Genomic DNA, 26,627 nt, shown 5'->3' with positions numbered 1-26,627 from the left:
CACCGAATTATATGAGAGAAGTCGTTCGACCGACACATGTTTTCACAACGTGTTTCATCATACCGAACTTTTTATGAGAAGACAATTGCTCCGCATGAGAAACTATGGTATTTTCATAACGTAAAGGTTATATAACGGATTTGTTATACAGAGAAGGAGAATGATGATGCATACGGTAGATGATTTAAGTAAAGTGCTCAAAGTACTCGCCGATCCGACCCGTTTGACGATGCTCAAACAAATGCAAGGCGGAGAGCAATGTGCCTGCAGTTTTGTCGACTGTTTCGACATTTCGCAGCCGGCCATCAGCCGCCACTTGAAGATGATGCGGCAAGCAGGGCTCCTGTTAGAGCGCCGCGACAAGCAATGGATTCACTATCGATTGAACGAGACGAGCCCATTCTACTCAATCGTCATCGATTTGCTCGACAAAATCGAGACGGTCGAGGCGAATTGTGACTGCGAAACGGACTGTGCGATTTAAGGAGGAGTCAACGATGAAACTTGAAGTATTCGAACCAGCCATGTGCTGCCCGACCGGACTTTGTGGTCCTTCAATCGATCCGGAGCTAACGCGGATTGCGACCATCCATTACGTATTAAAACAACGCGGCTTTGATGTGGCCCGTTATAATCTCGCCTCCGAGCCAAACCGATTCGTCGAGAACGTCCATGTTCAAGCAGAAATCGCGAACGGCCTTGAGACGCTCCCACTCACGGTCGTCGACGGTGCCGTCGTCAAACGAGGCGCTTACATGACGAACGAGGAGATTGCCGAGTTGACAGGACTCCCGGTCGAAGCGTTCGCGAAACAAGATGGCGAAAAGCCGAAAGTCCGCATCACGCTTAAAAAATAAGGAGGCGGGTCATGATGAATCGCTTTGATTTCACGACAATCGAACCAACGCGCTATATGTTTTTGACCGGTAAAGGCGGTGTCGGCAAGACGTCGACCGCTTCGAGCCTCGCGTTGACGCTTGCTGACCGCGGTAAGCGAGTCTTGCTCGTCTCGACCGACCCTGCGAGCAACCTTCAGGACGTGTTCGAGATGGAGCTCGACGAGACACCACGCCTCGTCCCGGGAACCGGTCTGTTCATCGCGAACTTCGACCCGGAAGAGGCGGCGAAGCAGTACATGGAACGCATGGTCGGTCCTTATCGCGGTGTCCTTCCGGACGTGGCCATTCAGTCGATGGAAGAACAGCTGTCCGGCGCCTGTACGGTTGAGATCGCGGCGTTCGACCAGTTTACCGAGTTACTGACGTCTGAGTCGGCACGTGAGACATACGATCACGTCATCTTTGACACGGCACCGACCGGTCACACGCTACGGTTGTTGACGTTGCCAAGTGCGTGGGACGAATTTTTAGAGACGAATACGACCGGCGCGTCTTGCCTTGGTCCGCTTGCTGGTCTGGCCGACAAGCAACAGCAATACAAACGGGCTGTCGAGACGCTCACCGACGGCAGCGAGACGACATTGATGCTCGTCGCCCGTCCCGAGACATCGACGCACGTCGAGGCGGCGCGTGCCGCGACCGAGCTTCACGCGATTGGCATCGAGCGGATGCAACTTGTCATCAACGGCGTCGTCGCATCAGACGAAGAGACTGACCGCTATACGAAACGGTTCATCGAGCGTCAACAACAGGCGCTCCGTGAACTTCCGAAAGGTGTCGCCGACCTCGAGACGTTCACGCTGTCATATGCGTACGAGAACCTCGTCGGTGTCCCGGCGCTCCGACGCTGGGTGAACGGGGAGACGGCCACCGTCCCAAATACACGTTATGACACGAGTCATTATGGCTCGATTGACCGACTCGTCGATGAAATCGAGCTGGATGGACCGAGCGTCATTATGACGATGGGGAAAGGCGGTGTCGGCAAGACGACGCTTGCCTCGCTCGTTGCCGTCGCGCTCAGTGAGCGAGGGCACGCCGTCCATTTGACGACGACGGACCCGGCTGCACATGTGGCTTTCACAATCGGTCTGGACGTCCCGGATACGTTCACCGTCGATGCGATTGACCCGAAAGTCGAGATCGAGAAGTACCGGATGGATGTGTTCCGGGAAGCGGGGGATATGAACGACGAGCAGCGCATGATGCTCGAAGAGGACTTGCGTTCGCCGTGTACCGAGGAGATTGCCGTCTTCCGTGCCTTCGCTGATCAAGTGGCGAAAGCGAAAGACCGCTTCGTCGTCATCGATACGGCGCCGACAGGTCATACGCTTCTTTTGTTGGACGCGACCGAGAGTTATCATCGCGAACTCGAACGGTCGACAGGGGTCGTCCCGGAAGCGGTTCGCGACCTGTTACCAAAACTGCGCGACCCGAAACAGACGCACGTCATCATCACGACGCTGCCTGAAGCGACACCAGTGTATGAAGCTGAGCGACTCGTCGCTGACTTGGAACGGGCCGAGATTCAACCGTTCGCCTGGGTCGTCAACCAATCGTTCACACCGCTCGATGTGACAAGCAAGTTGCTGACGGCGAAAGTCGCGAGCGAGGCGGCATGGCTCGAGCGGGTGAACACCTATCCGCGTCCGACGTTACTCGCATGGCAAGAACAACTGCCGGTCGGTTATCCGGCACTGTCACAACTACTCAAGGAGGAAGTTACATGAACATCACGAATGAAGCGATTGATTTTATGAAAGACGCACTGGTTGAAGAGGAAATCAAATCAGTTCGTATCTGTACGGAAGCCGGGTGCTGTGGACCGACGCTCGGTCTCATCGTTGCGGCTCCGGAAGCGACGGATGACGTCAAAGACTTTGACGGCCTCACGTTCGCCGTCGCGAACGACGCTGAAGCGATGGCGGAAAACGTCACGCTCGACGTCGAGTCGACGGAAGACGGCGCTAGCCTCGTGCTTCGCGGCTTGCAACAGACTTGCTAAACAAATAGAGAATTATTGGAGGAACTCATTGTGCAGTGGATTGCTAGTATCATCTTTTTGGTGACGCTCTTCCTCATCATCAAGCAACCGAAAGGCCTCGGCATCGGTTACTCGGCGATGGGGATGGCGGCGCTTGCCCTCATCACTGGAGTCGTCAATTTGGATGACGTCGGTACTGTCTGGGGCATCATTTGGAATGCGACGTTCACATTCGTCGCGCTCATCGTCATCTCGCTCATCTTGGACGAGATTGGTTTCTTTGAATGGGCGGCCTTACATATGGCTCGCATCGCCAAAGGCGGCGGCGTGAAGCTGTTCGTCTATATCACGTTGCTCGGTGCGCTCGTCGCGGCGCTGTTCGCGAATGACGGGGCGGCGCTCATCTTGACGCCGATTGTCCTCGCCATGGTGCGGGCGCTCAAACTACCGGATGCGGTCGTTTTGGCATACGTCATGGCGTCTGGGTTCATCGCTGATACGGCGAGTCTGCCGTTCGTCGTCTCGAACCTCGTCAACATCGTCTCGGCCGACTTCTTCGGCATCGGTTTCGCCGAATATGCGGCGCGGATGGTGTTCGTCAACGTCTTCGCCGTCGCCGGAAGTTTGCTTGTCTTGTATTTGTATTTTAAAAAGGATATCTCGAAACGCTACGATGCATCGAATTTGGTTGAACCGGCCTCGGTCATCAAAGACCATAAAATGTTCCGCTTGTCGTGGGTCGTGCTCGCACTTCTCGTCATCGGATACTTCACAAGCGATATCGTCGGCATCCCGGTCTCTCTCGTCGCGGGGATTATCTCGTTGTTCTTCCTGATCATGGCGAACCGTTCACCGGCCGTGCCGACCCGGTCCGTTCTACGCGGGGCGCCTTGGGCAATCGTCTTCTTCTCGCTCGGGATGTATATCGTTGTCTACGGTCTGCAAAACGCGGGACTGACGCAAGTGCTCGCCAACTTCATCGACTGGTTCGCCGTGAACGCCTTCAGCGCTACGTTCGGGATGGGCTTCTTGGCCGCCATCTTATCATCGGTGATGAACAATATGCCGACCGTCATGATTGACGCGCTCGCCATCGATTTGACGAATACGACCGGTCAGATTCGGGAAGCACTCATCTATGCGAACGTCATCGGGTCCGATCTCGGTCCGAAAATCACACCGATTGGGTCACTCGCGACGTTGCTATGGCTCCACGTGCTCCGTACGAAAGGGCTTAAAATCGGTTGGGGTCAATACTTTAAAGTCGGGATCATCTTGACGATTCCAACGCTCGCCATTACCTTGCTTGGACTATACATCAGCCTACTACTTTACTAAGGAGTATTTAATATGAAATTGATCATCATCGGTTCAGTCGCCGCCGGTACATCGGTCGCGGCAAAAGCACGTCGTAACAACGAAGACGCACAGATTACGATTTACGACCGCGACTACGATATCTCGTACTCGGGTTGCGGCATTCCGTACTATGTCGGCGGTGAAGTCGACTCGCGTGACGATTTGACGCCACGTGACGCGGCGTTCTTCAAGAAACGGTACAACATCGACGTCATGACACGTCATAACGTGACGGCAGTCGATGCCGACGCACAGACGGTCACGGTCGAGATCCTTGAGACGGGTGAATCGTTCACGGACAGCTATGATTCGTTGGTCCTCGCGACAGGTGCCTCGAGCATCATCCCGCCGATTCCGGGTGTCGATTCGGACAACGTGTTCCCAATCCGTAACATTCAGAACGCGGAAGCGACACGTAACTTCGTCGATGCGACGAACCCGAAACATGCAACCATCATCGGCGCCGGGTTCATCGGTCTCGAGATGGCCGAGCAACTCAAACTGCGCGGCGTCGACGTCACCGTCATCGAGCGTTTCCCGCAAGTGATGCCACCACTCGATAAAGATATGGCGTGTTGCGTCGAGGACCACCTCGAGAAGAACGGGATCGAGCTTATGCTCGGTGAGACGGTGACGGAACTCGTCGGTGATGGTCATGTCGAACGCGTTGTCACGGAGAGTGGCAAGACAATTGATACGGACCTCGTTATCCTCTCGGTCGGTGTCCGTCCGAACACAGAACTCGCGAAATCGATCGGTGTCACAATCGGCGAGACGGGTGCGATCGCCATCAATGAGCGGATGGAGACGAACGTGAAGAACGTCTATGCGGCCGGCGATGTCGCCGAAAGTTTCTCGCTCGTCACGGGCAAACCGATTTGGCGTCCGCTCGGTTCGACGGCGAACAAGATGGGCCGTGCCCTTGGTGACCTCATCACAGGAGGCGACCTTGAACACCGTGGCATCCTCGGCACAGGCATCTTCAAAGTGTTTGGCCAAGCCGTCGCCCAGACCGGTCTATCGGAACGTGAGGCCCGCGAGCTCGGGTATGACGTCGAAGTGCTCCATAACACGAAGCCGGACAAGCCGGCTTATATGGGCGGGAAAGACTTGACGATTAAAGCAATCGGCGACCGGGCGACACGTCAATTGCTCGGCGTTCAAATCGTCGGGTTCGAAGGTGTCGACAAGCGCATCGACGTATTCGTCACGGCCATCACGTTCAAAGCGAAGGTCGATGACTTGTTCCATCTCGACCTCGCGTACGCGCCGCCGTTCTCGACGACGAAAGACCCGGTCATGTACACGGGCATGGTGCTCGCGAACAGTATGGACAAAGCGGCCCGCCTCATCACACCAGCCGAACTGCAGAAGCGGATCGATGCGGGTGAAGACATGCAGATTATCGATACGCGTAAAGCGGCACAGTTCGAGAAAGCATGTGTCGACTGTGCGGTCAACATCCCGCTCGGTAACTTGCGCGAAGCCGCCAAGGACATGGACAAAGACAAGCCGACCGTCGTGTACTGCAATGGCGGGGTGACGGGGAACGCGGCCCAAAACGTGCTCCGTAACCTCGGTTTCACCGACGTCTACAACTTGTCAGGCGGAAACAAGAATTATCAATTATTCAAAAAATACGGGAACTAACACAGACGGCGTCCGACCATTCGGACGCCGTTTTTTGGTATTCTGAATCATGAGGTGAATCAGATGAACTATAAGCTGTTACATGAGAAGTTCGAACGGAGAAAGCAGTGGCTCATCTTTGAGAAGGAGGAGGTCGTCCGTCGGGTGATGGTCCGCTATAAGGCACGCGTCATCCCAAAAGCAGACATCATGGACTTGGTTAACGATGATCAGTTGTCGTATGACCATATCTTTTGTTGCTTAACGATTGATGACCCGCGTGTGATTGATAAAATCTTTACGGAAAAGGAAAAAAAGGACCATCGCTGGGAACGAGACGATAACGCACGACGTGGGATGGTGTACAAACATAAGGACGAGGCGCATCGACGATACAATCAGTTGATCCTCGACGAGATGGAAGGGCGCCGACTCGACATCATATTCGAAAGTAAGGACGGAAAGTTCGTGACAGGTTTTCTGACGAGGGATATGTCAACACAAGTTGTCTCTTATATCTATGCACATACCGGTGCAGCAAAATTCACCGGGCTCATCCCGCGCTCGTTGTGGTCGCCGGATGTGACAGACGAAGAGTTCAAGTTGAGCTATCGTTGGTACTTAGAGGCGTTGGAAGAGTGGAACAAGTTATAAGGGAACGCCGAGACGACCTACGAACAGGTCGTCTTTTTTGCCATCACATTCCAGTCCAAGGCAAGAGATAGGAGTCATTCCCTATTGTTTAGAAAAACATTGTATTCCGAAAAGGAAACGTTTACAATTTTTTGTGTAAGCGTTTTCCTAAAATTATGCTACAAGGAGGGACCCACATGATTAACAAACGATGGAAACAGGCATGGGCAGTTGTGCTAACGTTTGCATTAGTGTTCTCAATGTTTCCGATGTCATCGTCTGCTCTTGATAAAGGTAAATCGACGCTCGTCGTCGTTCACTATCAAGAGGCGCCGGACAATCAAACGGATTGGAACTTATGGCTTTGGGCGAATAACCCAGATTATTTCCCGAATAAAGCCTTCGCCTTCAACGGCGAGGACGATTTCGGCAAGGTGGCGGCCTACGAATTCCCGGTTGATTCACCTGAGAAGCTCGGTCTCATCGTCCGTACGGACAACTGGGAGAAAGATAAAGGGTCGGAGAACGACCGCTTCATCACGAGCGATATGATTAAAGACGGCGTTGCCGAAGTATGGATCAAGTCAGGGGACTCGAAGATTTATACGTCGAACCCGGACGGGGAGCCGGCAGCAACGGACGTGGATATGAAAGTTCATTACTTCCGTTACGACAATACATACACGGACTGGGGTCTTTGGACATGGCCAGACGGTGGCGACGGTCAAAACATCAACTTCGATGAGACGGACGCCTTCGGCGGTGTCGCGAACGTGAAGTTTGCGAACCCGGACGCGAAGAAACTCATCGGACTCGTCACGAAAAAAGGCGAATGGGCCGAAAAAGATGGTACAGACCGTTTCGCGCTCAGCACGGCGAAAGAGATTTGGCTCGTCGAAGGGGATTCGACGATTTACTACTCAGAACCAGAAATCGATCGTTCACCGAAAATCGTCTCATTCGAGGCGGACACGTTCCGTCAAGCGGGGCTCACGCTCAACCGCGTCATCGATGAGAAGTTCTTGAGCGAATTGACGGTCGAAGGTGCGACCGTTGAATCGGTTGAGAAGTCAGGCGACAAGTCGGTCACCGTCCGTTTCAGTGCCGACATCGATTTGGCGGCGGTCATCACGGCGAAGCACCCGACGTTCGGAGACAAAGTGCTCCAAGCGGGCGACGTGCTCCGCTCACCGGAGTTTGATGCGAAGTACGCTTACGACGGCAAACTCGGCGTGACGTACAAGCAGTCAAAATCACAATTCGTCCTCTGGGCCCCGACGGCACAAGACGTGAAACTCGAACTATGGAACATGCCGAAAACGCGTCCAGCTTCAGATAAAGATTTGAAGAAGACGATCTCAATGAAGCGTGGCGAACGCGGCACATGGGTCGCGGATGTCCGCGGCGACTTGGACGGCATCGGCTACACGTACAACGTCAAGCACGCGTCAGGCAGCGTCCGCGCGGTCGATCCGTATGCGACGGCAGTCGGTGTGAACGGGGATCAAGGCGTCGTCGTCGACTTGAACGAGACGAAACCGAAACGTTGGAACTCGATGAAGCCGAAATTGGCGAAACGGACAGATGCCATCATCTATGAGACGCACGTCCGCGACTTGTCGATTTTCGACGTCACGTCAGACAAGTACGACTCAGGCATCAAACACAAAGGCAAATATGTCGGCGTCGTCGAGCCAGGCACGCGTCTGCTCGTCAACGGTAAGAAGACAGCCACGAAGACGGGTCTCGATCATATGAAAGACCTCGGTGTCACGCACGTCCAGTTCATTCCGGTGTACGACTATAACACGGCCTCGGTCGATGAGACGAAACCGGATGCTTCGTACAACTGGGGGTATGACCCGAAGAACTATAACGCGCCGGAAGGCTCGTACTCGACGAATCCATATGACGCGAAAGTCCGGATTCGCGAGATGAAACAAATGATTCAAGGGCTCCATGACAACAACTTGCGCGCCGTCATGGACGTCGTCTACAACCACATGTTCGATGCGCAGGCGTCGAACTTGCATAAGATCGTTCCAGGTTACTACTATCGTTACACAGAGGGCGGCGACTTCGCGAACGGAACGGGCGTCGGCAACGACACCGCGTCTGAACGCAAGATGATGCAGAAGCTCATCGTCGACTCGGTCGTCTATTGGGCGCAAGAGTACCATTGGGACGGGTTCCGTTTCGACCTCATGGGCATCCATGACGTCCAGACGATGAACCAAGTCCGTTCGGCGTTGAACAAAGTGGATCCATCTATCCTCGTCTTCGGCGAAGGTTGGGACCTCGGCACGCCGCTCGACCCGGCGAAAAAAGCGAACCAAAAGAACGCATACAAGATGCCAGGCGTCGCACATTTCAACGACAACATCCGCGACGGCTTGAAAGGCAGTGTCTTCGTCGACACGGACAACGGCTTCATCAACGGTAAAACCGGCCTTGAGAACCGCATCAAGACAGGTATCGTCGGTGAGATTGACTATAGCGCCGACATCAAAGGCTTCACGAAAGAACCGACGCAAGCGATCACGTACGTCGAAGCGCACGACAACCACACGCTCTGGGACAAGCTTGAACTCACGAACCCAGAAACGTCGGAAGCGAACCGCACGAAGATGCACCGTCTCGCGTCAAGCATCCTCTTGACGAGCCAAGGAACGACGTTCATCCATGCCGGTCAAGAGTTCATGCGGACGAAAGAAGGCGACCACAACTCGTACAAATCGCCAGACCGCATCAACCAAATGGACTGGAAACGGGCAGCCGACCGTAAGGCGGACGTCCAGTACATGAAGGGCTTGATCGAAATGCGTAAAGACAACCCAGGTCTTCGCATGACAAAAGCAGCGGACGTTAAGAAAAACTTGAAATTCTATAAAGCCGAAGCGAACGTCATCAGCTATTCAATCGATGACAAAGCGCCAGGCCAAAAGAAAGACTTGTTTGTCACGCACAACGCCAACGGCAAGACGGTCAAAGTGAAATTGCCAAGCGGGCAATGGAACCTCATCGTCGATGGGAAACAAGCGGGCACGAAGGCGATTAAACGCGTCTCGGGCACGGTCGATGTACCAGCTTACAGCTCGGTCGTCGTGAAACAACGTTAAGTAGTTCACCAGAGGTCAAACGACCTCTGGTTTTTTTATATGTCCATCCGGTTCGATGTGCGATTCCGAAAAATCATTCCCATGCTTGTTCAATCGAACAGCCCGCACATCGTCCTGCTTTTTTATCGCGTCCGGGTAGAAAACGGGTGTGGTTTCCCTTAAGATGGGAGGGACAGAACGAAAGAGGAGATACATGAGATGGACATTCAGGCAGCCCGAGACTTTTTCTCACAACTAAAAGGCGATCAGACGGACCGGCTCGATGAGATTGCGAAAGAAATCGACCGTACGGGAACGTATACGCTCACGACCGACGAGTTGACCGAGGGCGCGAAACTCGCCTGGCGGAACTCAAACCGATGCATCGGCCGTCTGTTTTGGCAGACGCTCACCGTCCGGGATGCCCGTGACGCGGAGACGTTCGACGATGTGTTCGAGGCACTTGTCGACCATCTGCGCTATGCAACGAACAGCGGGAAAATCCGCTCGACGATGACGGTGCTCCCGAACGAGTTCCGTCTCTTGAACACGCAACTCATCCGGTATGCGGCATATGAGACAGAAGACGGCATCATCGGCGATCCGCTGTCCTTGACAATGACGCGTCAGGCCGAACGACTCGGTTGGAGCGGGGCCAGGACTGCGTTTGACATCTTGCCGTTGCTCATCACGGATGGGCGTGACGTTCGGCTCTATGAATTGCCGGACGATGCGGTACTCGAGGTCGACATTCAGCACGAGGCGTACGACTTGTTCGACGGACGGCCGATTAAATGGCACGCCGTTCCGGCCATCGCCGACATGGAACTGGAAATTGGCGGGCTGCGCTTCACCTCGGTCCCGTTCAACGGTTGGTATATGGAGACCGAGATCGGGGCACGCAACTTGGCAGATACGGACCGTTATAACTTATTACCGCTCGTCGGCGCGTCGCTCGGGTTCGACACGTCGAAAGAGCGGACGCTTTGGCGCGACCGGGCGCTCGTCGAATTGAATGTTGCCGTCTTGCAGTCGTTCGAGCGGGCCGGGGTGACAATCGTCGACCACCACACGGCGGCAAAACAGTTCAAACGGTTCGAGAAGAACGAGCAGGACGCAGGTCGAGACGTGACCGGCCAATGGAGCTGGCTCATCCCGCCGCTGTCACCAGCCGCGACGCACGTGTTCCATCGCCATTATGATGACAAAATTGTGACGCCGAACTTGTTCGCGCGTTCGGGTTGTCCGTTTTCGGCGTTTCAAGCGAAGGCAAAAGAGGAATCTAAAGCCTAGAACCGAAACGAGAGGATGATGAACGTGGCAGTCCCGATTTGGAAACGTGCCGTTGCCAGTCAAATTGACCAACTCATTTTTCAAACCCCAGCGAAACTCGTCGAGAAGACGATTCGGAAAAAGTTGTTTCCTGGAAAAGAAGTGAAACGTTACTATTTACCGACGCTCGTGACGATGGCCGGGGAAGTGTACTTCTTACTCAACAAAAATGGCCAGACGATCGGTGACCAAGTCGTCGGGATTAAAGTCGTCAGTCAAGACGGGCGCCCGCTCTCGCTCGAACAAGTTGTGAAGCGGACGTTGTATAAAGATGTCGTCTATCCGGCGACACTCGGTCTGCCGCTGTTAAAAGCGTTGCAACAGATCAAGTCGGGCAAAGATATGGAATTGCCGCACGATGAATTTGCCCATACGAAACTGATTTCGACACGATGAGTCGAAGCCGAGGACAGCGCGACGACGAGTCGGGCTGTCTTTTTTCGGGCGAATCAGTCGGAAAGGAACGAATCCAAAAAATAAGGTATAATGAGAAAGGAAAAAATTGAACGACCATTGGAGGATTTTTGTTATGACCAAAATCGCATGGATTACCGATAGTATGGCCAATTTTTCGAAGGAAGAGGCGGCCCGTCTCGGTGTTGATATCGTCCCGATTCAACTGATTGTCGACGGCAGCGGCTACAGCGAAGTGGACTTGTCGATCGAAGACTTGCACCGCTATATGATTGATCAAAAGAAGGAGGCGAAGACGTCTCAGCCAATCTTCGGCGACTTCATCGCCCGCTATGAGCGCTTGAAAGAGGAAGGGTATGACTGCGCGATCGCCGTCCACTGCTCGAACGGCTTAAGCTCGACCGTGAAAAACTCGAGTGCCGCGGCCGAAGCAGCCAATTTCAAAGTGTATACGGTCGACTCGCACGCAGCGCTCGAGGCGCAGCAAGAGCTCGTCCGTCTCGGTCTTGCTGCCGAAGCGGAAGGCAAGTCGGTCGAGGAGATTGTCGCCTTGCTCGAAGCGTGGCGCGACAAGAAAAACTTCTTCATGATTATCGGCAACATGGAAACGATGCGCCGCGGCGGTCGCGTCTCGTCCGGCGAGATGTTCCTCGCCAATATCTTGAACATTAAACCGATCATCACACTCGATGAGACGGGTAAAGTCATCCCGTTCAAAAAAGCACGGTCGCTCAAGAAAGCGTACGCCGAGATGGTGAGCGAGCTCGAACGCCGCCATGCCGCGAACGGCATTCACAACAACCGCGTCTTCGTCCAGACAGCGCTCGCACCAGAGATGCAGGACAATATCGTCGCGCTCATTCAAGCGAAATTGCCGGAAGTCGAAGTCGTCAAAACGCGCTTCTGTCCGTCGATTGCGGTCCACGCAGGCTTTGAAACGGTCGGCATTCTCTGGCTCGACGCGTAACGAGAAAAGGAGGAATTTCGATGGAAGCTGTCACGACACTCACGGCGCTACAAGACCGGATTGCGGACTCGGACCAATTGCTCGTCTACGTCTCGCATCCGACCTGTAGCGTCTGTCACTCGCTCAAACCGCAAGTTGAAGAGATGTTGACGGAGTTCCCCGAAATCGAGGCGGTCGCCATCGATTCGGATCAGGTACCGGAAATTGCCGGCGCCTACTCGATTTTCACCGTACCGGTCGTCCTGTTTTTCCTCGACGGCAGAGAGACGCTCCGGCGGGCCCGGTTCGTCCCAATTGGCGAGCTGACCCATCAACTCGAGCGTCTCCAAGAGGTGCGAGGCTAAATCCACAGACACGAGTCTGTGGATTTTTTTGGTTGTCGGAGCCGGACAAGGGGAATCAGGAGAGTAGTTGCGTCACTTTTTCGAAGGAAGAAATGGGGAAACGTTCATGAATCTGATCCGCCACTCCGAATGGGCCGACACGAAGCTCACGCTGCATCTCTTGTCACAGATTCTAGGGAAACTGAAGCTTGCACTCGCCCCGCAAGAACCGCAATGGGCCCACGTCACGTTGCCGCTCACCGTGAACGGGTTTTCGACCGGGCCGCTCTGGAGCGGGGAGACGTTGTTCGAGGTGGACATCGATGTCGCGGCCGGAATCATCACGGTGCACGTCGAATCAAATCGTACGATGTTTCCGCTTGAGGACGGGAAATCGCTCAAAACGTATTACACCGAAATCATCGGTACGCTTCAAGCGTCCGGCGTTCGACTCGAACTCAATCCGAAGACGCAGGAGATGCGAGAGCTGCGATATCTGGACCGAGACGAGACACCGCTCGCTTACGATGCCGATGCCGCGCAGAGAGGGATGCGTGTGTTCCAATACGCTGCGCGGGAACAAGCGGCATTTCTCGCCCCGCTCCGATGCCGAAAAGTGAAACCAGCCTTGTTCTGGGGCACGTTCGACGTCTCGTCGATGATCGTCTACGGGAAGTCTGAGCCATTCCCGGAAGACAAACTGATCGAGAAAGCGGCTTTCGATGAGCACATGATCGAGTTCGGGTTTTGGCTCGGGGACGAGTCCGTCGACGTGCCGATGTTCTTTATCTTGCCGTATCCGTTCCAATACACCGAGCTTGACTCGGAACGGCTACAACCGACGGACGCCTACTACGACGCCAAGATGAGCGAATGTTTTTTATCGTTGGAGAAGGCAGGGCGGTCAAGTGACGTCCGAGCGTTCTTCCGGACCTCGTTCGAATTGTTGAGTGAACAACTCGGATGGGAAGGGTGCGCGCATTACTTCTTGTCGCTCGATATGCCGCCGCAACCAAAACAAGAGCCCACAGACGAACGTCTGTGAGCTCTTGTTTAGTTCAATCGATTATCTTGTTTATGCTTCAGTTGTCTGTGGCACGAGATAAATCAAACCGAACGGGTTATGGAGCAAGTTGTCGATGGACGTGCGCTCGTCTTCGCCCATCTCGACTGTGAACGTCTTGCCGTCCTCGAACGTGAAGCTGTCACCGTCTCCGAACATCGAACCACCCGAGATGAGGTGGAAGTTGAACGAGTGGACGACGTGAATCGCATCTTCCATCTCGAGCGTGGCCGGTACGGCGACGTCGGCATGACCGAACGCTTTCATGCCCCACGAGACGTAAGCGTCTTCTTCTTCTGTGATGGCCGTCAACAGCGAGTAGTCGAGGGCGAGATCTTCTTCTTTCGACTCCTGCCACTCGTCTTTCGAATAGGCGACACCCGCCGTCTCAACCATGACGCCGAGGCCGCCGGCGTTCAAGATGGCGTTGGCCGCACGGCGCGCTGCCGCGATGTCTGACACGTCGTTGACGTCGACAATCAAATAGACGATGTGCGTATGACGGGCGAGCCCTTTCGCGATTTTCGGCGTGAAGCCACCTGAACTGGCATGAATCATCGCCTCGGCGAGGGCAGGGTCGCGCTCAACGACTTCGACCGTGAACGCTTTTCCGGTCTCATCTTCTAACAACAACAGGCCGGCCATTGTGTAGCCTTCACTATGTAAACTGATTTGTTCGTTGACTGCCTCGGCCGATGACCAGTTTCCTGGGATAGCGAGCAATACTTGTGTACGGTTCATAAGAATCATCCTCTTCTTCTAATAGTCAGGCCCCTCACAGGGAGAGGCCCGGTCTCTTCTCTTATTATGCCCTATTTGGCGACAAATTATTCTTGATACGTCTTTAATACTTCTTGTAATGGGATTTGATCGATTTTACGACGGCTGACGAACGTGCTCGCGAAGAAGAGGAGGGTGACCGCCCCGAGCGTGTAAACGACGTACACCCATTCAAATTCGAGCGGTAGGACGAGGCCGTAGTCTTCCGCGAATACGACGATGATGACCCGCAAGACGATGAGGGCAATCGGGATGCTGAGCAATGCCGAGACGAGCGCGTACATGAAGTAACTGTTCAAAATCATCGATCGGACCTCGCGGCAGTCATAGCCCATCACTTTCAACAGCGAGATGACGTAATAGTTTTTCTCGACCGTGAGCGCAGTCAAGACGAACAGGATACTGAAGGCAATCAAGGCAGAGCCACCAATCATGACGTTCATCATCAAGTTCATATACTCGTTAATCGAGGTGGATTGGTCGATTAAGCTGTCGCGCGACAAAATCGTCGCATAGTCGGTCTCGTCCGGTCGCTCGGTCGCATAGATGCCGTTGAACAGTTTATCTGTCTCCCCGTCGGTCAGCTGGTCGCTCAAACTCGTGCGTGACAAATAGATGGTGTCACCCATATATTCGTCAGCAATCCCGCGAATCGGATACGACAGCATCTCGTCGTCAAGTTCGATGTCGAGCGTGTCCCCGGTCTCGAGTCCCAGCTTCAAGGCGAGCGAGGCACTGACGATGATGCTGTCTGCTTCCGGCGACAATCTATCTCCGTTCTCGTCTTCGAGACGGTAGAGCGTGTTCGCTTCATCGAGCCCTTTCAACGTAACGAGCTTGTCTTCGACAAAGGCGAACGGATAGGTGAGGAACGGTTCTTGACCGTCACGAAGTTCGGGTTGTGTGGTCGTGAACGCCTCGTACGCATAGTCGGCCTCGCCAATCTCTCCGACCGTCATCCGATCGACGGCGCCGTTCATCATGAGAGCGAACACGATGAGGAGCGTCGAGAACAGGATGCCGAGGAAAAAGATGATGAAACTGCCCGTGCTTTTGACGGCGTACAAATATTTGAACTTCGTCTTGCCGCGGGCGTTGCGGAGCAGACGGCTGACGAACCGGCTGAGACGATTGAGCGACAAGTTGTCTCGTGGCGAAAGTAAGGCGAGCGCGCTCTCACCCATGAGTTTATAAATGACGGCCCCGGCAACGAGTGCGAAAAAGAGAAGCGGGGCGAAGACCGCCGTGAGAAAAACAAATGGGCTTTGGGCGATGGTGATGGACGGCAAGAGATAAAAGTCCAGATATAAGTCTTTGAGCGGGTCGGCGAAATAGAGGCCGAGGAAATACCCGGCGATGAGCATGATGGTCGCGAAAGCTAAAATGAGCATGAGATACGGCGTCGCAATTTGCCGTCGGCTATAGCCGATCGCTTTCAAGAGACCGATTTGGCCACGTTCAGACTCGAGCATGTTCGAAATCAGAATGCCGACGATGATGACGGCAATCGAGACGATGAAGAGGCTCAAACCGAGTGCCATCGCCTTTCCGGAAGAAATTTCACTATAGATGGCCCCGCTGCGCATGATATTCTCCGTCTCCATGACCGAGATGACGAATGGGAGCTCGACGTCCGTCACGACCGTCCCATCGGTGACACCGGCCAGACGGAACGATTCGTTCCCGTTCATCGCCTCATAGGCCGAATCTGTCATGAGCAGGAGCGTCTGTGTGCCTGGGTCGAGATTGAAGAAATTGTCGTCGAATAGCGGCAACGTGTAGTCCGGGAACAGGACGAACCCGGTCACCGTGAACGGTTCACCGAGATCAATCGTGTCACCGATTTTGATTCCGTTCTTTTCAGCCGATTTCGTATTGATGGCGACCTCATCGTCCGCGCTCGGACGACGACCTGACTCGAGATAGGACAGGTTGATGGCGTCCGCATCCTTTGCAACGAGCCCGCGATGTTCGCGGTCATCGAACGTGTAATTGAATAGCTTCGTGGAGCGAAGCTCGAGCGTCACGTCGCCCATCTCGCGCTCGACGGCGTCGAGGCGTGCCACCATCAAGTCATCGAACGCTTCCGCGTCGGCTTGTTTCAAGTCGGCGAGCGTGTACTTCCCGGAGGCGAGAAAGGCAGCCAACTCGGGCGCAGCCGCCTCTTCTTCGGTGACGCGGTTGAGCATCTCGACGGCGAAATCTTCTTGATTCGAGGACGCCAAAAACTCCTCGGTCGGGACCTCGATGCCACTGATGCCGTAAAACATCATCGTATACGTGAGCGAACTCATGACGATGATGACGGCGATTGCGAGGAGTTGCATCCACTTGCCGGCGAGCGTCTTCCATACATTTTTATACAGCATCTGTTTCACCCCCAATGGATGTCGCGAGCAGATCGTTTGATCGGGTTATGCGTCAATTCAATAATTCGACCCGAGTTCATTTTGATGACGTCATCGGCCATCTCGCTGATGCCGGTGTTATGCGTGATGACGACGACGGTCTTGTCATACTCCTTGTTCAATCGTTCGAGCAGTTCGAGCACCCGTTTCGAGTTGTCCTCGTCGAGCGACCCGGTCGGTTCGTCACAGAAGACGATGGACGGATTTTTGGCGAGGCTGCGGGCGACCGAGACGCGCTGTTGTTCGCCGCCCGATAGTTGATACGGATATTTGTCGCGGGCGGCCGTCAACCCGACCTGCTCGAGCAGCTCATCGATTGGGAGCGGGTTGTCGGATAAGTCGGCCCCGATTTGAATGTTTTCATAGACGGTCAAATTTTGCAGCAAATTATACTGTTGGAAGATGAAGCCGAGATGGTCGCGTCGGAACGTGGTCATCTGTTCCGGGGACAGCTCGGTCAAGACGGTATCACCGAACGTAATCGTCCCGGACGTCACCGTGTCGAGTCCGCTGATGACGTTCAACAGCGTGCTCTTGCCGCTCCCGCTCGGACCGAGGATAACGACGAACGCGCCGTCCTGAATCGTCAACTCGATGTCTTTCAGCGCAGCCGTCTCCACGTCCCCGGTCTTGTAGATTTTATTGACATGCTCGATGTGAATCATAGTGACTCCTCCTTTGTCCAATGCTATCTTTTACCCGTTTCAAGCGCAATCTGGACGGGAATATGTGAAACTTCAAGGGAAATCAATTTTTGAAAAAATAGTGAAACCGCTTCACTTGTGATAAAATAATATTACCAGGTACTAATTTTGATTGAAGGAGAGCCTTAACATGAAAATTGCTTATATCACGGACAGCACCGTCGTCCTTCCAGATTCGATTCAGCACCACCCGGATATTCACATCGTCCCGCTCTACGTCGTCAAAGGTGACCAACCGTATAAAGATGGGGTCGAGGTTGACGCTAAGACCGTATACGAATGGATTGACGCGGGCGAGCGCGTCTCGACGAGCCAACCGGCCATCGGCGACTTCGTCACGTTATATGAAGGCATCAAAGACCAATATGACATGGGCATCGCCGTCCACTTGTCGTCCGACTTGAGCGGCACGTATTCAGCGTCGGTCCAAGGCGCAGAGATCGCCGAGTTCAAACTGCTCGCGATTGACTCACGGGCTGGCATCTATACGATGGGACTCATGCTCGAAGAGTTGATTGAACGGGTCGAACGTGGGGATGCGCTCGAGGATGTCGAAGCATATATGAAACAACGTGTCGAGGACGTCCGCATCGAGTTGATTTTGCAAAACTTGACGCAGATGCAAAAGGGCGGACGTATCTCGAAGTCGAAAGCGCTCATCGGCAACATGTTGCAGTTGAAACCGGTGCTCCGCTTCGAAGACGGGCTCATCGTCCCGTATCAGACGGTTCGGACCTACAAAAAGGCGCAGGCGCAACTGTTCGAAGCGCTCCGTCAAGCCATCGATTCGGGCGAGTGCACGGACGTCTCGATCTTCCACGGGAATGTGCCCGAGCTGGCCGAGTCGTGGAAACGGGAACTCGGTGACAAAGCCAAGATTCGGGTCGATACGCTCGCACCGCTTCTCGGGGCTCACACAGGGTCGGGCTCGATTGGCATCTCATTTTTAAAAGCGAAGTGACCACAAGATTGTGACGAAAGTCGCGGTCTTTTTTTTATTGTCAAAACTTTCAAACGACGGCTGGAATCTTCAACCAAGAACCTTCATACTGTGTAAGAATGATAACGGAAAAGGAAAGGGGGGAGACGATGCGATTTCGGAAGTACCTCGTCAGGAGCTGGTTCTCGTGGTCGATCGTCTTCATGGGGATTCTCGCCTATATGTGGCTCGGGATCGGGACGTTCGATTGGTCGTTGTTTTGGTTCATCTTTACACTCGGCGCCCTGTTCGTCATGAACCCGCTCAAGCGGCGGCACTTGCACTTCACGTTCCATGAGATGTTCGTCTTTATGACGTTCTTCTTGTACGGTCTGCTCCCGGCCCTGCTGATGGGGCAACTCTTGTTGCTAACGTTCCAGGCCCGGACGTTCACAAACAAAGTTGGACGGCGACGGTTTTTACATTTCTATCCGCTCAACACGTTGATTGAGGCGATGCTGCTCGTCTTTCCAGGTCTCGTCTATTTGCGTCTTGGCGGAGAGATTGGACCGAACGTCCATCTGCTTGAGCAAGGTACGGCGCTACTCGGTTTCTTCGCGATCTTGTTCCTCGTCCTCGGATTCAGTTTCCTCATGTCGCGGTTCTTGATCGGGGAACGGATTCCGCTCCCGATCATGTGGCGGTTGCTCCGCTTCGACTGGCTCGTCATCTCGCTCGAGCTGTTGTTCACGATGGTCGCCATCGAGGCGTTCCAACTGTTCGGCTATACCGGCCTGATGGCGACGTTCCTCATTTTGTCGCTCCTCAAGATGGGATTGTCCAAAGCGACCGAGACCGAGGAGACGCAATCGAAAATCGACCAAGTCGAACGTTTGAAAGAACAGCTCTACCGGGTCGACAACGAACAATTGCTCATCGAGAAGTTTTGGAACGGGTTAAGGGAAGTCGTCGAACTCGAGCGCGGCTGGCTGCAAGTCAATCGAACCGGCGACCGCACGTTCTACGATGTCAGCGGACGAAAGTCGAAACCGATTGGCGACGCCTTTACGCTCGAACGTCATCGCGATGCGGAAGAGCCGTATTTCGTGTATGATTCACTCCATGAGTGGCATCCCGATCTGCAAGCGCACCAGACCGAGCTGCATCATTCGGCCCTCGTCATTCAGCCGGTGTCGAGCACGACGAACGCCGTCAGTTGCATGATTTCGACGACGGCGAACGGCGCGTATGAAGGGGCAATCGCCGTCGAGATTCATCGTCTGTTGAAAACCTTGTCCTGGTCACTCGAACGGATTGACGAGCGGAACCGGCTCCAGCATGAGAGCCTGACCGACCCGATGACGGGGTTGCCGAACCAACGGGCGCTCAAGCGTTGGACGAAGGCGCGGTTGAACGATATCGCGTCGTATCCGTTGTCCGTGTTCTTGGTCGACTTGGATCACTTCAAGTCGATTAACGACACGTATGGTCATGCGTTCGGAGATGAAGTGCTCATCGAGGCCGGGGCGCTGTTCAGTCGTCTCGTCCGGAGCGGGGATCTCGTCACCCGTTACGGCGGCGAGGAGTTCGTCTTCGTCTTCCCGCGCATGAACGAGGCGGCCGCCCTCGTGACAGGGGAGAAGATTCGCCAAGCGCTTCGCGTCCATCCGTTCGGCTCCGAAGGGATTCGGGTCCAAGTGACAGCAAGTATCGGCATCGAGACAATTCATGAGTATGAGGACCTCGATACGTTGTTACGCAATGCCGACCGGGCCATGTACGTCGGTGCGAAATTCAACGGCCGGGACCGTGTCGCCCATTATCGCGACACGTCGACGGAACGGATTCAATGATAAAAAGGAGAATCTCAATCATCGAGATTCTCCTTTACTGATGTTCCATCTGGACTAGACGTATCCGGACATGAAGCTTAATCGGGTTCTAGCGTTCGAAGTTTGTCTGTCACGCAAGTGAGATGTGTTCGGATTTGCTAACCAAGGCCGGCGCCCGAACTCCTAGGGGAGAGCGATGCAAGGGTGACCCCGTAAAGCGCGGCACGCGCTGCGGAGGCATCCGCAGCGCCCCAGGAACGGAGGGTGCCGGCTGAGGTGGAAATCCTCTATACTCAAGCAATCAATTGTTATCACAATAAAGGAGGACACCGGATACCCGGCGTCCTCCTTATGAATGAAAGATTATAATTTCTGATTGAAAATTTCTGACTCGACTGCATGAATCGCAGCTGACCATGAACCGTAGCGATGAAGAATCGCTTTTGTGGATGGTTTGTTGTTCCGTTTTGCCCATTCGCGATACGCTTCGAATGAAAGAGAGAAGCCCATCTCGTGAATCGCTTCACGGAGTGCGGTGGAGAGCTCGGATTTCGAGTACGTCACACTCGCTTCAAGTCCGGCTTCGGCGCAGGCGTCATGCCACGAACCGAACGTCTTGACGATATGGTAATGGCTTGGTGCCTTCGGATGAAGTTTGCGCCATTCCTGATACTTTTTGAGCGTGATAATCGATCCCATGTCGCGTGAGTAGAGGGCGAGTGTCTCAATGATATCTTCACGCGTGTACTTTGGCATCTTGTCCGGGAGATCGACAGTCGCCTCGCCGTGCCATTCGTAGCCGGCGATGGCAAGCGCCTCGGCCCATGACCCGAATTGTCGGATAATCGACTCGGGAGACGGCCAGCTTTGTTCCATCGCGAAGCGACGATATACAGAGCGTCGTGGACGTTCCTTCAACAAGTCGCCGAGCAGCCGAATGCAGTGAATCATCCTCTGCTGTTCGGTGGACAAGTGGTGGGATTTAGTGGATAACGTTTGACTCAATGATGGTTCCTCCTTCCATGGACTCATATCTGAACCGATAAAGATGACGAAGTTGCTTCTACAATCATACTATCGGCCAGTTTTTATAATTTATAAGTGCATTGCTCAAGTTTTTTTAAACTGATTTGATGAACTGTTAGGTCTAAAGTCCTGTTAGCACTTTGAAAAAATGGTAACAGTTCTATTACAAATTTAATATTAAATGGATTCAATTGTAAACAAAAAGTTTTATCGTGGCTAATATGTAATAATCTGTACGAAAAAAGTACCCAACTGGCCAATGGGGTCATCACCGTCGCACCAGTTGAGTACTCTTCTATAATAAATTTAATTTTCAGACTAATCAAATGAAAGTTTTGAAAATAACGATTTTTTTTGAAAGGGTGGTCAGTGAAACGGACGGTCTGCTAAAATAATGGAATTGATGTAAAAAAGAAAAGAGGATAATACGATATGACAATATGGTTATTTTATCTGCTGCTCGGCTTGATTCAAGGGTTCACCGAGCCGATTCCAATCTCATCGAGCGGTCACTTGGTCATCTTCCAAGAGCTGTTTGATATCCAATTACCAGGTCTCTCATTCGAGATTTTCGTGAACTTTGCTTCACTGCTCGCTGTTTTGACGATTTATCGGCAGGACGTCATCCGTCTCATCGTCAGTCTGTGGACGTTCTTGTTTAAAAAGGACCGCAGTGACGAGACAATGGTCGACGTCAAGTTCATTGGTCTCTTGCTCGTCGCCACGGTCCCAGCCGGTGTGCTCGGCGTCCTGTTCGGCGATTGGATTGGCGAGAAGCTCAGCGGCGTCGCCACGGTCGGTTATACGCTCATCTTGACCGGGGTCGCGCTCTGGTTCATCCGGAATATGCGAGGGAATAAAGGAGACGGCGGCATCACGCTCCGCGACGCCATCTTGATCGGTCTCGCCCAAGCGGTCGCGCTCATCCCAGGCATCAGCCGTTCCGGGGCGACAATCGTCATGGCGATGTTGCTCGGCATCAAGCAAGAGTCGGCGCTTCGTTTCTCGTTCTTCCTTTTCATCCCGATCAGTCTCGGGGTGACGATTTTAGATGGACCGGAGTTGTTCACGAATCCAGAGACACGTGATTTGTTCGGACCGCTCATCTTGGCGTTCATCGCCTCGTATGCGCTCACGGCCATCTCGCTCAAGTGGTTCCAACACATCATGGCGAAAGGCGAGCTCAAATACTTCTCGTTCTATTGCTGGATTGTCGGACTCCTCGTCGTTTTATTCTTGGCTTGATTTACAGGGCGCTGCTCATACGAGCGGCGCTTTTTTGCGCATTTCGTTTTGCCATCCATTTATTTTTGCGCTAAAGTGGAAACGTACAAACAAATATTCCTTCGGGGTCGGGTGAAAGTCCCAACCGGCGGTGATGGGCGCGAGCCTTAAGTCCGTGACCCGGGCGCACGTGTGCGAACGGTGGATCTAGTGCGATTCTAGAGCCGACAGTATAGTCTGGATGGGAGAAGGAAACATGACAGGTCCACGCGACCTGTAGTTCGTCGTACGTTTTTCTGTAAAGAAAACGCTTATTTGGCTTGCCCAAATGACGATGAACGACTCCCACCGAGACCTTGAGGATCATTCCTTGAGGTCTTTTTGTTTGTACGAAACAAGGAGGGAGATTATGCAACAGTACATGCAACAAGCCATCCAATTGGCCAAATCCGCCTCATCGACCGGCGTCAATCCGCGTGTCGGAGCCGTCATCGTCAAGGACGGTCGGGTCGTCGGGTTCGGCGCCCACTTGAAGGCGGGGGAAGCGCACGCCGAAGTGCACGCCATCCGCATGGCCGGGGCCGCCGCCTATGGCGCGACGATGTACGTCACGCTCGAACCGTGCTCGCATCATGGCAAGACACCGCCGTGTGCCGATTTAGTCGTGGAGTCGGGCATCAAGCGGATCGTCATCGCGATGAGCGATCCGAACCCGCTCGTGGCGGGACAGGGCATCGCTCGATTGAAAGCGGCCGGGATTGAAGTCGAGGTCGGACTGCTCGAGCGTGAGGCACGAGCGCTCAATGTGGCGTTCTTGCGTTCGCTCGAGACGAGACGGCCTTACGTCGTCTTGAAGACCGCGACGAGTCTTGACGGCAAAGTCGCCCTCGATACTGGTGACAGCAAGTGGGTGACCGGGACCGAAGCGAGACGGGACGTCCATGAACTGCGGTCGACGGTCGATGCGATCTTGACCGGTGTCGGCACCGTGCTCGCCGATGATCCGGCGCTCACCGTCCGGCTCGACCGCGAGACGACGCAACCGCTCCGGGTCGTGCTCGACCGGGAGTTGCGGACGCCGCTCTCGAGTCAGCTCGTCCGGACGGCGAACGATGTGCCGGTATTGCTCTACACGACGTCTGACGATGTATCGAAACGGGACGCGTTTATCGAGCGTGGCGTCGAACTCGCGGCGTACACGTCGCTCGACGCTTTCCTGCAAGACGTCTACGCACGCGGCATCGGTCGCCTGCTCGTCGAAGCGGGACCGACGCTCGTCACCTCGCTCTTGGACGGACAGTTCGTCGACGAGTGGGTCATGTATCAGTCGCCACGCGTGTTCGGTGGCAAGGGTGGTTTCTACCGCTCGCATCATGACGGTCCGCTCGATGTGATCGAGCGGTATGACGTGCAATCGGTCGAGACGGTCGGCACCGACATCAAGCTCATCATGCGAAAGGAGGAGTCCGATGTTCACGGGAATCGTTGAAGAAATCGGCAGTGTGAAAGCAGTGAAACGGAACGGGCCATCCCTCCGGCTCACGCTTGCCGGGAAGGTCGTGCTTGAGGATGTGAAACTCGGTGACAGCATCTCTGTCAACGGTATCTGTCTCACGGTGACGACGTTCGACCGTGACAGTTTCTCGGTCGACGTCATGCCGGAGACGCTCAAGGCGTCGAGTCTCGACGGGGTCCGCCCCGGCACGAGCGTCAACTTGGAGCGGGCCATGCCCGCGAACGGACGCTTCGGCGGTCACTTCGTCTCGGGTCACGTCGACGGCGTCGGGCGCATCGTCAAAAAACGGTCGCTCGCGAACGCCGTCTATGTCGACATCAGCTGTGAGCCATCGCTCCTCCGCTATATCGTCCCGAAAGGTTCGATTTCGGTCGACGGGACGAGCTTGACGGTGTTTGACGTGACGGAACGCGGATTCACGTTGTCGCTCATCCCGCACACGTACAGTGAGACGGTGCTCGGGATGAAGCAGGCCGGGGACGCGGTCAATTTGGAATGTGACATGTTGGCTAAATATATGGAAAAACTCGTAAGTCAAAAACCGATGACGCTTGAATCGCTCGCGTCACAAGGATATGGGAAGGTGGGATGGTAATGTTCCATACAATCAAAGAAGCAGTCGAAGACTTGAATAAGGGACGCCCCATCATCGTTGTCGATGACGAGGACCGGGAGAACGAAGGGGACTTCGTCGTGCTCGCGGACAAAATGACAGCAGAGACGATGAACTTCCTCATCACGGAAGGGAAAGGGCTTGTCTGCGCTTCTCTCGCCGAGGAAGTGGCCGTCCGGCTCGACTTGCAGCCGATGGTCACGAACAGTACCGACCCGCACGGCACGGCATTTACGGTCAGTATCGACCACGTCGATTCGACGACGGGCATCTCGGCGGGCGAGCGGGCCCATACGGTGCGCGAACTCGCGAACATCAACGCCCGTCCGGCCGATTTCCAACGTCCGGGACATATCTTCCCGCTCATCGCCAAAAAAGGCGGCGTCTCGGTCCGGCGCGGACATACGGAAGCGTCGGTCGATTTGGCGCGCCTCGCCGGCAGTGAACCGGTCGCCGTCATCTGTGAGATTATCCGCCCGGACGGCGAGATGGCCCGGGTGCCGGACCTTGAACGCGTCGCGGAAGCGCATGATTTAAAATTCATCACGATTGAGGCGCTCGTCCGTTATATGGAGACGGACCTCGTCGAACGAGAGGCGGACGTATCGCTCCCCTCGGTGAAAGGGGACTTCCGATTGATTGGTTATCGGAACGTCCTCGATCGGGAAGAACACGTCGCGCTCGTCAAAGGTGAGCTCGAATACGCACCGCTCGTCCGGATTCATTCCGAATGTCTGACCGGCGACGTGTTCGGCTCGTATCGTTGCGACTGCGGGCCGCAACTCGATACCGCGATGGCGAAAGTGGAGGCCGAAGGCGGTGTCATCTTGTATATGCGTCAAGAAGGGCGCGGCATCGGTCTGCTCAACAAGTTGAAGGCGTACGAGTTACAGGAACAAGGGCTTGATACGGTCGAGGCGAACGTTGCCCTCGGTCTGCACGCTGATTTACGCGATTATCGGGTCAGCGCAGCCATGTTGCGTGACCTCGGCATCACGAACGTCCGGCTCATGACGAACAACCCAGAAAAAGTCGACGCCTTGGAAGCGTGCGGCATCACGGTCATCGAACGGGTCCCGATTCTTGTCGGCGCCCATGCCGCGAACGAGCAGTATAGATTGACGAAGCAACAAAAAATGAACCACTTTGGAGGAGAAGAATCATGATGCATACAATCGAAGGAAACTTGGTCGGAAAAGGCTTGAAAGTCGGAATCGTCGTCGGAAGGTTCAATGATCTCATCACGATGCGTTTGCTCGACGGGGCGAAGGATGCGTTGAAGCGCCACGGCGTCGAACAAGACGACGTTGAACTCGCGTTCGTCCCGGGAGCGTTCGAACTTCCGCTCGTCGCGAAGAAGATGGCGATGAGCAAGAAGTATGACGCCGTCATCACACTCGGTGCCGTCATCCGCGGCGCGACACCACACTTCGACTACGTCTGCAGCGAAGCAGCGAAAGGTGTCGCCCAGGCGAGTTACCAGTCAGAAGTACCGGTCATTTTCGGCGTCTTGACGACAGAGACGATTGAGCAGGCAATTGAGCGCGCCGGTACGAAAGCCGGAAATAAAGGGTGGGAAGCAGCGACGGCGGCCATCGAGATGGCGAACTTAATGAAACAATTTTAAAAAAGAACGACTGTCGCTCCTCAGGCTGTTGAAGAACCAAGTCGCATATCGCAATTTGGTTCTTCTTTTTTATGTGTGTGAAGGGATTGAGGAGCTCTGTCTGACATTAACTGAAAGAAATGCTATGGAGACGGTCGTGTCAGGATGATAGATTGGCGCTTCCCGTCATTTGCCCGCAATCGAACGTGAAGCGAAGTCTGTGAAACTCGTTTTTAGTTATTTATACCCAGTTTAAAATAGTTGAAAAGACTCAAAATCTCTGTTGGATAACCGATAC

Annotated in this window: 24 protein-coding genes and 1 riboswitch; of the genes, 20 read left to right on the top strand and 4 right to left on the bottom strand. The window is 54.2% G+C overall.

Going from position 1 to position 26,627, the window contains the following annotated elements:
- The first annotated feature begins 166 nt into the window (after positions 1–166).
- From KNP81_RS02455 to KNP81_RS02395, 13 genes are all read left to right on the top strand, one after another.
- Positions 167–484, top strand: a complete 318-nt coding sequence (locus tag KNP81_RS02455) for an ArsR/SmtB family transcription factor (protein WP_021066456.1) — start codon at positions 167–169, stop codon at positions 482–484.
- Between the two features lie 13 nt (positions 485–497).
- Positions 498–857, top strand: a complete 360-nt coding sequence (gene arsD, locus KNP81_RS02450; protein WP_029594925.1) for an arsenite efflux transporter metallochaperone ArsD — start codon at positions 498–500, stop codon at positions 855–857.
- 14 nt (positions 858–871) lie between these two features.
- Entirely contained in the window at positions 872–2,629 is a 1,758-nt protein-coding gene (arsA, locus tag KNP81_RS02445) for an arsenical pump-driving ATPase (RefSeq protein ID WP_353048067.1), read from the top strand.
- Positions 2,626–2,904, top strand: a complete 279-nt coding sequence (locus KNP81_RS02440) for a Fe-S cluster assembly protein HesB (RefSeq protein ID WP_214718056.1) — start codon at positions 2,626–2,628, stop codon at positions 2,902–2,904. Before arsA ends, KNP81_RS02440 begins: the two co-directional genes overlap by 4 nt.
- 30 nt (positions 2,905–2,934) lie before the next feature.
- Positions 2,935–4,221, top strand: a complete 1,287-nt coding sequence (locus KNP81_RS02435) for an arsenic transporter (RefSeq protein ID WP_214718054.1) — start codon at positions 2,935–2,937, stop codon at positions 4,219–4,221.
- Between the two features lie 12 nt (positions 4,222–4,233).
- Positions 4,234–5,892 carry an FAD-dependent oxidoreductase gene (locus KNP81_RS02430; protein WP_214718052.1) on the top strand — a complete coding sequence of 553 codons (1,659 nt, stop codon included), beginning with the start codon at positions 4,234–4,236 and terminating at the stop codon, positions 5,890–5,892.
- 63 nt (positions 5,893–5,955) lie between these two features.
- On the top strand, positions 5,956–6,525 hold the full coding sequence (locus KNP81_RS02425; protein ID WP_214718050.1) for a hypothetical protein: 570 nt from the start codon (positions 5,956–5,958) through the stop codon (positions 6,523–6,525).
- Positions 6,526–6,701: 176 nt separating this feature from the next.
- Complete coding sequence (pulA, locus tag KNP81_RS02420) at positions 6,702–9,623, top strand: type I pullulanase (protein ID WP_214718048.1); 2,922 nt, start codon at positions 6,702–6,704, stop codon at positions 9,621–9,623.
- 198 nt (positions 9,624–9,821) lie between these two features.
- Complete coding sequence (locus tag KNP81_RS02415) at positions 9,822–10,895, top strand: nitric oxide synthase oxygenase (protein ID WP_214718046.1); 1,074 nt, start codon at positions 9,822–9,824, stop codon at positions 10,893–10,895.
- Between the two features lie 18 nt (positions 10,896–10,913).
- A complete protein-coding gene (locus KNP81_RS02410) occupies positions 10,914–11,330 on the top strand; it encodes an RDD family protein (RefSeq protein WP_251130230.1) in 417 nt (138 codons plus the stop codon).
- 133 nt (positions 11,331–11,463) lie between these two features.
- Complete coding sequence (locus KNP81_RS02405; RefSeq protein WP_214718042.1) at positions 11,464–12,315, top strand: DegV family protein; 852 nt, start codon at positions 11,464–11,466, stop codon at positions 12,313–12,315.
- A gap of 20 nt (positions 12,316–12,335) precedes the next feature.
- Positions 12,336–12,659, top strand: coding sequence for a thioredoxin family protein (locus KNP81_RS02400; RefSeq protein ID WP_214718040.1), 324 nt, complete (start codon positions 12,336–12,338; stop codon positions 12,657–12,659).
- Between the two features lie 106 nt (positions 12,660–12,765).
- Positions 12,766–13,683: a DUF5996 family protein gene (locus KNP81_RS02395; protein WP_214718037.1), complete on the top strand. Its 918-nt coding sequence runs from the start codon at positions 12,766–12,768 to the stop codon at positions 13,681–13,683.
- Between the two features lie 30 nt (positions 13,684–13,713).
- Here the strand turns inward: KNP81_RS02395 and KNP81_RS02390 are convergent, their stop codons facing one another.
- The 3 genes from KNP81_RS02390 to KNP81_RS02380 all read right to left on the bottom strand — a co-directional run bounded on the left by KNP81_RS02390 (position 13,714) and on the right by KNP81_RS02380 (position 17,554).
- Complete coding sequence (locus tag KNP81_RS02390; RefSeq protein WP_251128827.1) at positions 13,714–14,442, bottom strand: DUF4261 domain-containing protein; 729 nt, start codon at positions 14,440–14,442, stop codon at positions 13,714–13,716.
- Positions 14,443–14,528: 86 nt separating this feature from the next.
- Positions 14,529–16,850 (bottom strand): ABC transporter permease, encoded by a 2,322-nt coding sequence (locus tag KNP81_RS02385; RefSeq protein WP_214718035.1) that lies wholly within the window; start codon positions 16,848–16,850, stop codon positions 14,529–14,531.
- Positions 16,851–16,855: 5 nt separating this feature from the next.
- Positions 16,856–17,554 carry an ABC transporter ATP-binding protein gene (locus tag KNP81_RS02380; RefSeq protein ID WP_214718034.1) on the bottom strand — a complete coding sequence of 233 codons (699 nt, stop codon included), beginning with the start codon at positions 17,552–17,554 and terminating at the stop codon, positions 16,856–16,858.
- 169 nt (positions 17,555–17,723) lie between these two features.
- Here KNP81_RS02380 and KNP81_RS02375 point away from each other — a divergent pair, with 169 nt between their 5' ends.
- Complete coding sequence (locus KNP81_RS02375; RefSeq protein WP_021066472.1) at positions 17,724–18,554, top strand: DegV family protein; 831 nt, start codon at positions 17,724–17,726, stop codon at positions 18,552–18,554.
- A 128-nt stretch (positions 18,555–18,682) separates the two neighbouring features.
- A complete protein-coding gene (locus KNP81_RS02370) occupies positions 18,683–20,365 on the top strand; it encodes a GGDEF domain-containing protein (protein WP_214718033.1) in 1,683 nt (560 codons plus the stop codon).
- Positions 20,366–20,707: 342 nt separating this feature from the next.
- Here KNP81_RS02370 and KNP81_RS02365 read toward each other — a convergent pair whose 3' ends face one another.
- The gene (locus tag KNP81_RS02365; protein WP_235045171.1) at positions 20,708–21,349 is read right to left on the bottom strand and encodes a homing endonuclease associated repeat-containing protein; all 642 of its coding nucleotides are present in this window, start codon (positions 21,347–21,349) and stop codon (positions 20,708–20,710) included.
- Between the two features lie 453 nt (positions 21,350–21,802).
- On the opposite strand from KNP81_RS02365, the gene KNP81_RS02360 reads away from it, so the two are divergent.
- The 5 genes from KNP81_RS02360 to ribH all read left to right on the top strand — a co-directional run bounded on the left by KNP81_RS02360 (position 21,803) and on the right by ribH (position 26,350).
- Complete coding sequence (locus tag KNP81_RS02360) at positions 21,803–22,615, top strand: undecaprenyl-diphosphate phosphatase (protein WP_214718029.1); 813 nt, start codon at positions 21,803–21,805, stop codon at positions 22,613–22,615.
- Between the two features lie 93 nt (positions 22,616–22,708).
- Positions 22,709–22,851, top strand: a riboswitch (FMN riboswitch).
- A gap of 152 nt (positions 22,852–23,003) precedes the next feature.
- Positions 23,004–24,083: a bifunctional diaminohydroxyphosphoribosylaminopyrimidine deaminase/5-amino-6-(5-phosphoribosylamino)uracil reductase RibD gene (gene ribD / locus KNP81_RS02355; RefSeq protein WP_214718027.1), complete on the top strand. Its 1,080-nt coding sequence runs from the start codon at positions 23,004–23,006 to the stop codon at positions 24,081–24,083.
- Entirely contained in the window at positions 24,064–24,705 is a 642-nt protein-coding gene (gene ribE, locus KNP81_RS02350; RefSeq protein ID WP_214718025.1) for a riboflavin synthase, read from the top strand. Before ribD ends, ribE begins: the two co-directional genes overlap by 20 nt.
- A complete protein-coding gene (gene ribB / locus KNP81_RS02345) occupies positions 24,705–25,889 on the top strand; it encodes a 3,4-dihydroxy-2-butanone-4-phosphate synthase (protein ID WP_214718024.1) in 1,185 nt (394 codons plus the stop codon). The genes ribE and ribB overlap by 1 nt, the downstream gene beginning before the upstream one ends.
- Positions 25,886–26,350 (top strand): 6,7-dimethyl-8-ribityllumazine synthase, encoded by a 465-nt coding sequence (gene ribH, locus KNP81_RS02340; protein WP_285800934.1) that lies wholly within the window; start codon positions 25,886–25,888, stop codon positions 26,348–26,350. Before ribB ends, ribH begins: the two co-directional genes overlap by 4 nt.
- Positions 26,351–26,627: the final 277 nt, after the last annotated feature.

This window comes from Exiguobacterium sp. s149, from assembly GCF_018618395.1.
Taxonomy (GTDB): Bacteria; Bacillota; Bacilli; order Exiguobacteriales; family Exiguobacteriaceae; genus Exiguobacterium; species Exiguobacterium chiriqhucha.
The sequence above is the reverse complement of the archived record's forward strand: the minus strand, read 5'-3'. Positions and strand labels throughout refer to the sequence as shown.

What these genes read in the sequence shown, in the direction of transcription:
- KNP81_RS02455 (WP_021066456.1), top strand. Translation starts at nt 167, where the DNA reads ATGCATACGGTAGATGATTTAAGTAAAGTGCTCAAAGTACTCGCCGAT.
- arsD (WP_029594925.1), top strand. Translation starts at nt 498, where the DNA reads ATGAAACTTGAAGTATTCGAACCAGCCATGTGCTGCCCGACCGGACTT.
- arsA (WP_353048067.1), top strand. Translation starts at nt 872, where the DNA reads ATGAATCGCTTTGATTTCACGACAATCGAACCAACGCGCTATATGTTT.
- KNP81_RS02440 (WP_214718056.1), top strand. Translation starts at nt 2,626, where the DNA reads ATGAACATCACGAATGAAGCGATTGATTTTATGAAAGACGCACTGGTT.
- KNP81_RS02430 (WP_214718052.1), top strand. Translation starts at nt 4,234, where the DNA reads ATGAAATTGATCATCATCGGTTCAGTCGCCGCCGGTACATCGGTCGCG.
- KNP81_RS02425 (WP_214718050.1), top strand. Translation starts at nt 5,956, where the DNA reads ATGAACTATAAGCTGTTACATGAGAAGTTCGAACGGAGAAAGCAGTGG.
- pulA (WP_214718048.1), top strand. Translation starts at nt 6,702, where the DNA reads ATGATTAACAAACGATGGAAACAGGCATGGGCAGTTGTGCTAACGTTT.
- KNP81_RS02415 (WP_214718046.1), top strand. Translation starts at nt 9,822, where the DNA reads ATGGACATTCAGGCAGCCCGAGACTTTTTCTCACAACTAAAAGGCGAT.
- KNP81_RS02410 (WP_251130230.1), top strand. Translation starts at nt 10,914, where the DNA reads ATGAACGTGGCAGTCCCGATTTGGAAACGTGCCGTTGCCAGTCAAATT.
- KNP81_RS02405 (WP_214718042.1), top strand. Translation starts at nt 11,464, where the DNA reads ATGACCAAAATCGCATGGATTACCGATAGTATGGCCAATTTTTCGAAG.
- KNP81_RS02400 (WP_214718040.1), top strand. Translation starts at nt 12,336, where the DNA reads ATGGAAGCTGTCACGACACTCACGGCGCTACAAGACCGGATTGCGGAC.
- KNP81_RS02395 (WP_214718037.1), top strand. Translation starts at nt 12,766, where the DNA reads ATGAATCTGATCCGCCACTCCGAATGGGCCGACACGAAGCTCACGCTG.
- KNP81_RS02390 (WP_251128827.1), bottom strand. Translation starts at nt 14,442, where the DNA reads ATGAACCGTACACAAGTATTGCTCGCTATCCCAGGAAACTGGTCATCG.
- KNP81_RS02385 (WP_214718035.1), bottom strand. Translation starts at nt 16,850, where the DNA reads ATGCTGTATAAAAATGTATGGAAGACGCTCGCCGGCAAGTGGATGCAA.
- KNP81_RS02380 (WP_214718034.1), bottom strand. Translation starts at nt 17,554, where the DNA reads ATGATTCACATCGAGCATGTCAATAAAATCTACAAGACCGGGGACGTG.
- KNP81_RS02375 (WP_021066472.1), top strand. Translation starts at nt 17,724, where the DNA reads ATGAAAATTGCTTATATCACGGACAGCACCGTCGTCCTTCCAGATTCG.
- KNP81_RS02370 (WP_214718033.1), top strand. Translation starts at nt 18,683, where the DNA reads ATGCGATTTCGGAAGTACCTCGTCAGGAGCTGGTTCTCGTGGTCGATC.
- KNP81_RS02360 (WP_214718029.1), top strand. Translation starts at nt 21,803, where the DNA reads ATGACAATATGGTTATTTTATCTGCTGCTCGGCTTGATTCAAGGGTTC.
- ribD (WP_214718027.1), top strand. Translation starts at nt 23,004, where the DNA reads ATGCAACAGTACATGCAACAAGCCATCCAATTGGCCAAATCCGCCTCA.
- ribE (WP_214718025.1), top strand. Translation starts at nt 24,064, where the DNA reads ATGTTCACGGGAATCGTTGAAGAAATCGGCAGTGTGAAAGCAGTGAAA.
- ribB (WP_214718024.1), top strand. Translation starts at nt 24,705, where the DNA reads ATGTTCCATACAATCAAAGAAGCAGTCGAAGACTTGAATAAGGGACGC.
- ribH (WP_285800934.1), top strand. Translation starts at nt 25,886, where the DNA reads ATGATGCATACAATCGAAGGAAACTTGGTCGGAAAAGGCTTGAAAGTC.